We start from the raw sequence: 6472 nt of genomic DNA on the forward strand, positions 1-6472 counted from the left end.
TGGTTAAAAAGTCACCTTGAAAGGGCTGCCCTACTGACCTATCGGCAGGCGCACTCGTCTAATTGGACAAACTATTATTGTCCCGCCCCTTAATAAAATTTAAAAAAATGCACAAAAAAAACGCATAAGTCACCTTATGCGGTTTGCGGGGCCTGCTAGCAAATAGAAGGCTTAAGACTATAGTGTATTAACGCTCGTTAATGCGTGGGCCTGCTTCGAGATTTTCTGGCGCAAAACCTGTACCAATGGCAACGTCAAGCTCCACTAATACATCAACGAAGGCTTCTAAGCGCGCAGGGATAAATACATCGCGAAGCGCTGGTGAAATATTGCGCTGCTCGTCTACATGTACAAAACCTAGCGTATTTGGCCAACTATCAATAATGCTACCGTCGCTTAAGCGAAACGCACCAATAGCATTCGGTGCGGTTAAACCAAAGCTCGTTGGCTCGTGGCAACCGCCACAAGTCATTGCAGTTGCACGGTTTAATAGCTGGTCGACCGTTAGCGGGTTACCTCGCGCATCCACACGACCTTCAAGTTGTGTTTGTAAATCTAAACCGAAGGGCGTGAACAGGTTATTACCGAAATGACCACGGAAATCATTTTCGAAAAACGCGAATCCACTGGCATGGCTTTGACCATTATTAAAACGGTCGCTCACGGGGTTTGACAGCATCACAATATCGTCTTTTAACAGTGGCTCAAGGTTGCCGGCAAATTCCGATTGAAAATCTGCCGCAAGCTCAGCTAGTGCACCACCTACAAATGGCAACTCGGGGTTAAAGAGCTCGCCAAAGGGATTTTCGTTAGCCCGCACAGGCAGGGCAACCACGCTACACTCACCTTCAACGGCGCTATCACAGCGGGTTTCTAGATCGTACTCACGCAGCATCCACTCGGGCGTCATAAATTGGTTAGTACGAATTTGACCTTGGCCCTCAGATAAATTGGCTACCGAAATAACTGGCGCAATGCCTTCTAAGCCTTCCATAAAGAAGCGGTTAATTTCGATACCGCGAGCAACAGGATCAAGCCCGGGCATGTTTTGCCAATGACGAATTACTGGCTCACAGCCGCGAACATCACCCGGTGTTGGGTTAGGTACACGCGCCTCAACAATCAAGAAGTTACGCTGAAAGTCGTTGCGACCAAACACAACACGGTGCTCACCACAATCTTGCCAGCCGGTGCGCAGCTCTATGCGGTTTACCAACGCTAGCGTGTTATAGCGTGTCATTTCAACAGCCACTTGAGAATCGCTCATAAACGCGACTTCGCTTTCCGCGCGGTCACACGAAAGTTCAAAGCCGTTAATGGGCCCACAGTTAATCTCGCTACCGATAGCCGATACACGACGCTGAGCATCCCAAAATTGGCGGAATAAGCTTTCGCCCGTTCCATTGCCTTCAGAAGCTAACTGTTGAAATACACCGCTCAACGTAATACCACTAGCATCAATCGTTGCACCATCGCGAATAAATACAGTATCGGCTGAAGAGCTTTGTGGTGGCTCAGCTCCAGCACGGGCTTCTACAAAGAAAGTATTGCTGCGGCTACCGTCAGGCAAGCCAATAAACACAGGGATGAAAAACAACGGTTCGTTCGGGTCAAACGCTTCAACCACAACCGTTAACAGCTCAGGCGTTTGATTAAAAATTTGAAAACGTGGATCAGTAAAGTCCAGCTGAATGCTTGCACCTGGTGGCAATCGCTCGTTGGTGATCAAACTAAACAAATGCACATCAAAGGCAACCAAACCAATACCTGGGGGGAATATGGGATTAAGTACGGCGGGTTCCGCACCAATAATCTCAACTCCGGGGCCTGCAATGGGGCAGCCTTGACCATCAACTTCTACACCCCGTGGAGTGCCTGGGCATAAATCGAACTCATCAAGCACGCCGTCATTGTCGCTGTCGTTACTACAAAGCGCAGGATCGATAAGACATGGGTCTGGCTCGGTGATCGGGCAGCCTTGCTCATCAACAGGAAACGGAGACTCGATAATGCACTGGTCTGCAAAATCAGGCGTGCCATCACCATCAACATCAAAAGCGAATTCAGGGTTAAAGTCAGTCAGCACATCTTCAAGGTCTGGGCGGCCGTCAAAGTCAGAGTCTGGGTTAAAGCGATCAGTGCCGAGTACGGCTTCTTGCTCGTCTAAAATGCCATCGCCATCAGAATCGACCTGCGGAAACCAGTTACCAATATCCATCACTTGTACAGGGTTTAAATCCTGCAGGAGTTTTGGCAAGTTACTGATCGCTGCATCAATATCGCCTTCCATTACGTTGCGGTCAAAACCTTGTAAGCCAAGCGACATGATGCTGGTGGTTTCACCTGGGCGCAGCACAATGCGATAAGTAATGCGAATCTCATCACCCTGCTGGAATGCTGCAATCGGCTGTAGTGCAGTTTCACCGTTAGACCAGTTGAACACATGCCCTACCATTGGGTCGCCTTCAAAAACTGGCAAGCTGGAGAAGCTGCTAGAGCTTGAACTAGAGCTGATTGGCGGGAAGATAATAGGCGTGCTAGAGCTCGATAAAATCACTTCACTTGAACTTGAGCCAAAACTAGGTTCGCTGCCTACCGAGCTAATAAATAACTCGCTCGAACTTGTAGGCTCGGGGAATACAAAGCTACTGCTTGAACCAAACTCTAGCTCACCAGAAGCAGAGCCAAACGACTCACTTGTAGGGAAGATCGGCACGCTGCTTACACTACTTGTACTGCTGAAGCTCGAAGTGCTTGAAGGGATTGGGAAGGGGAAAGGTATTGAAGAGCTGCTAAAACTCGAACTTGATGGGAAGAAAAAGCCATCATCAGTAATGATGTATTGATCTGTCACATCAAATACTTGGTCGCCAGAGCTGGTCACCAGTACATTAGTCCCGCCATCTGAACCTAAGTTAGTCGATAGGGTAACTTCGAGCACTTGCAATTGGCTGCTGGTATTCGTGAAGCTATCAATAAAGCGCGCAAATTTGGCACCCTGCGGTACGGAGACATGCCGGCTAACTTCAACACCGGGCAGCATATTACGGTTAATCAGTGATGCGCCTCGGCCATTGTCATCAAAGCGCACTTGCTCTTCGAAGAACTGCAAGCCATTCACGTTCAGCACAAAGCCACCATCAAAGGCATCGTTTGTACCATCGCCAATTTCACCACCGTTTAAAATATCCCAGCGGAAGCCATGGCCATCAGTCAATACAAGCGGCAAACTTGGTGGCCCAAAGCTATCATCGCTTGGGTCAAGTGGGTTCGTGCCTGAAATCACTTCTTCGAAATCGCTCACACCACCGAAGTCGGTATCTGGATTCAGCGGGTTAGTGCCGAAAACATTCACCTCTTCGCCATCTGCAAGATTATCGAAATCTGAATCTGGGTTAAAAGGATCCGTGCCAATTTCAAATTCTTGCTGGTCGGTTAGGCCGTCAAAGTCGCTGTCGTTTGTACCGACAACGGGGCAACCGGCCGAGTTAACCTCTTGGCCAAGGAACGTATCTGGGCATTCATCTTCAATGTTGATAACACCATCACCATCTTGATCCTCAAAGTCTAGGATGGGTAAACAACCATCGGGCTCCACGCCGCCAAAAAGCCCAAGGAATTCTTCTGGGGTGAACGGGCATTCATCCGCAAAGTCGGGGACACCATCATTGTCGGAATCCACCAAAATCGCACAACCATTGCCATCAACCGGGGTGTTTGGCGGTGTCATTGGGCATTCGTCGAATTCATCAAAAATGCCGTCACCATCGCTATCGCTTGGGCGCTGGCTTTCCGAACAGCCCGCAAAGTCGACCTCTTCACCCAATGGCGTATCGGGGCATTGGTCTTCAAGGTTAATAACAGCATCGCCGTCTTGATCGTCAAACTCTGGAATCGCAACACAGCCATCAGGCGTAATGCCGAAGATGTCGCGGAAGTCCTCCGGAGTAAACGGGCACAAGTCTAGGTTATCGGGTACACCGTCGTTATCGCCATCGCCAAATACTTGGCAGCCAGCAGCATCAACTTCAACCCCTGCTGGGGTATCCGGGCATTGATCAATCGCATCTTCAATGCCATCCCCGTCGCTGTCTAAGTTCAAAGTGTCGGTGAACGCGAAGAAGACTTTGTCTTTACCGCATGCGCCTTTTAAGAGTGCGCGAGTACCGTCTGCAGGTTCTAGATTACCGCGCTCGGGGTGAATACACAGGCCAGATTCAATGTGTTTTACGGCGCCTTTATTGGTGTGTTTAAACGCCATTTTGGCGCCACCGCAACGTGGCGCCAACTTGATACGATCAAGCGCATTCACATCATTTAATGGCCCTTCCGGTTTAATACAGCGGCCAGACACCACATGCTGAATGCTGCCATTATTAAGCCAGCGATAGCGCTGTTCAGGCAAACCTTCACAGCTATTGAATACGACTTGCGTGCGCTTATTGGGGTCAAAGGGGTTATTGGTTGGGGAGAGGCATTTACCGGAGCTTTCTTGGATAAGAAAGCTACCGTCTTCGGTCGTTTGCGCTTGAGACGCAGACGCATAAATCGCCGCACTGCACAAGGCAGCGAGGAGCAAAGACTTACGTTCCATAATGGTATCCTTAGTAACTTAATAAGTTATCGATAGTGGCCTGATGTCCTTGACGTCCACTCAGGCGATGCAGACTTTACCTATCAAAATAATATAAAAACAGCGCGTAATTCCCAAAATTACAATTTATTAACATAGCCATTAAAAAAGGGGCTCTACAGCAAGCTCGGGCATTACTCGGCTTAGCTTACAATGTGGGCACATAAAAACTGCATTACACGAAAGACGCTAAAATTTGCGCACATATGGTAAGGAAAGCGTGATTGGAAATCACAAACAGCACATTTAACACGAAGCCTATTGGTAAAAGCAGCACTGCCTCGCGAGATAATGATATAGCGGGACAGGCACTTGCTTTCCTGAGGCAGGGATTTAAACCTAAAGAACACCAACCTATTGATTTAAGTGATTTTTGTTATGGATGTCCCCGATTAGTTCGTTACTCGCTAGCTTGTTCGGTGTGACGATTGATAATTTATTGAGAGAAGATGGCGGCCAGTCGATTAAAAATAAGCGCGGCCCAGCCTCAAAGCTGCAACAACGCTTTGAACAGGTCAGCACGCTACCAAGGAGTAAACAAAAATTCATTACAGATATGCTCGATGTGCTAATCAAACAACAGCAATCCGTCTAAATTACAGGCCATAAAAAAGCCGCTAAGGCTGTGAAGCTTTAGCGGCTTTTGGGTATAGCACTGAAATTATCGATTATAAGAAAATCAGGCTAATAATCAAAACGACTGAAAACGAGTGCCTGTCCCGGCTATTGCTCAAAGTTTATATGTGGCTTTAAATCACTCATACATACCACACCAACATGATCATTTAATGCAGTTAAATACTCAGAGTCTTTATTAAGGCCAAACGAATCGGATGAAGAGAGCTTAATAATAATACCGTAACGAGACCTTTCAGCGAACAATACAGATTTAATACCCTCTAATTTACCTTGAGTAATATTCCTAGAATCCACGCCAAGTAATCTTATCTGAGATCGGTCTTGAGAAAACCCAATATCACCCCACTTAAAACTCGCCGGATAATAGAAACTCCCCGGAATCATTAAACCGCCACCTTTAACGAAATTTCTTGGAAGCTTTCCTTCAGGGATGTTTTGTGAAACCCAGTTAATAAGCAACTCTTGCAATCTTTGATCTTTAGCTTTTACCAGCAGGCTATCGCAGTAATCATCTTGCTCCTCCGCAGAACAAGATAAAACCAGCATGGCAAGAAAAATTACCAACGAAATATTTTTAATGGTTTTACTCATCAATTAATTCCCATAATTAGAGTTGTAATTTTCATAACCACGCCGCGCAAAAGTAAATGCTCTCGAAGCATTAAACGCCTGACTTAAATTATGTCCGATTGGCTCCCCGCGCCCGATAGCTCTTAGGTTGTGAAAGACAACCGCGCCCCGAAGAGATGTCAACCCATAGCCACCACTGCCCCAATAACATAATAATTGATGTCAGACCCATTCCTTGCTCCACCATAAAACCCCTCAATATTAAATGACCGAGCCCTATACTCCCGACCAAAGAAGAAGCCATCTGCATTTTCTGCTGTTTGCCTAAAATCCGCTTCTCCCATTCCTGCAACACTTAAAGAAGCAATAAAACCTAAATCTTCCCCCATAATTGCCTGAAAATCGGCTGATGAGACAGGTATAACAGCATCGCTTGGATTATTGGACATGAAATTATTAATTCTATTTTTAGCTCCATCTGCAGTAACCCCCTCTTGTGCAGATGCATGCACCCGACACAACATCGTACCAACAACACGGTTTTGCCCAGAGCACATGCGCCTTTGAGCAACATTTTACCCGACACATTCCACCAACGCCGTGATTTTTTCCCGACGCGAGTTTTGCTCA

4 protein-coding genes are annotated in these 6472 nt (G+C 47.1%); 1 reads left to right on the forward strand and 3 read right to left on the reverse strand.

Features of this window, described 5'->3' with window-relative positions; all coding sequences use genetic code 11:
• Positions 1-187: 187 nt before the first annotated feature.
• The gene (locus tag AC3A8L_RS18810; RefSeq protein ID WP_487963817.1) at positions 188-4594 is read right to left on the reverse strand and encodes an RICIN domain-containing protein; all 4407 of its coding nucleotides are present in this window, start codon (positions 4592-4594) and stop codon (positions 188-190) included.
• A 421-nt stretch (positions 4595-5015) separates the two neighbouring features.
• Here AC3A8L_RS18810 and AC3A8L_RS18815 point away from each other — a divergent pair, with 421 nt between their 5' ends.
• Entirely contained in the window at positions 5016-5228 is a 213-nt protein-coding gene (locus AC3A8L_RS18815; RefSeq protein ID WP_487963818.1) for a hypothetical protein, read from the forward strand.
• A gap of 128 nt (positions 5229-5356) precedes the next feature.
• Here AC3A8L_RS18815 and AC3A8L_RS18820 read toward each other — a convergent pair whose 3' ends face one another.
• A complete protein-coding gene (locus AC3A8L_RS18820) occupies positions 5357-5863 on the reverse strand; it encodes a hypothetical protein (protein WP_487963819.1) in 507 nt (168 codons plus the stop codon).
• Positions 5864-6021: 158 nt separating this feature from the next.
• Entirely contained in the window at positions 6022-6399 is a 378-nt protein-coding gene (locus tag AC3A8L_RS18825; protein WP_487963820.1) for a hypothetical protein, read from the reverse strand.
• Positions 6400-6472: the final 73 nt, after the last annotated feature.

This window comes from Marinagarivorans sp. (assembly GCF_982758155.1).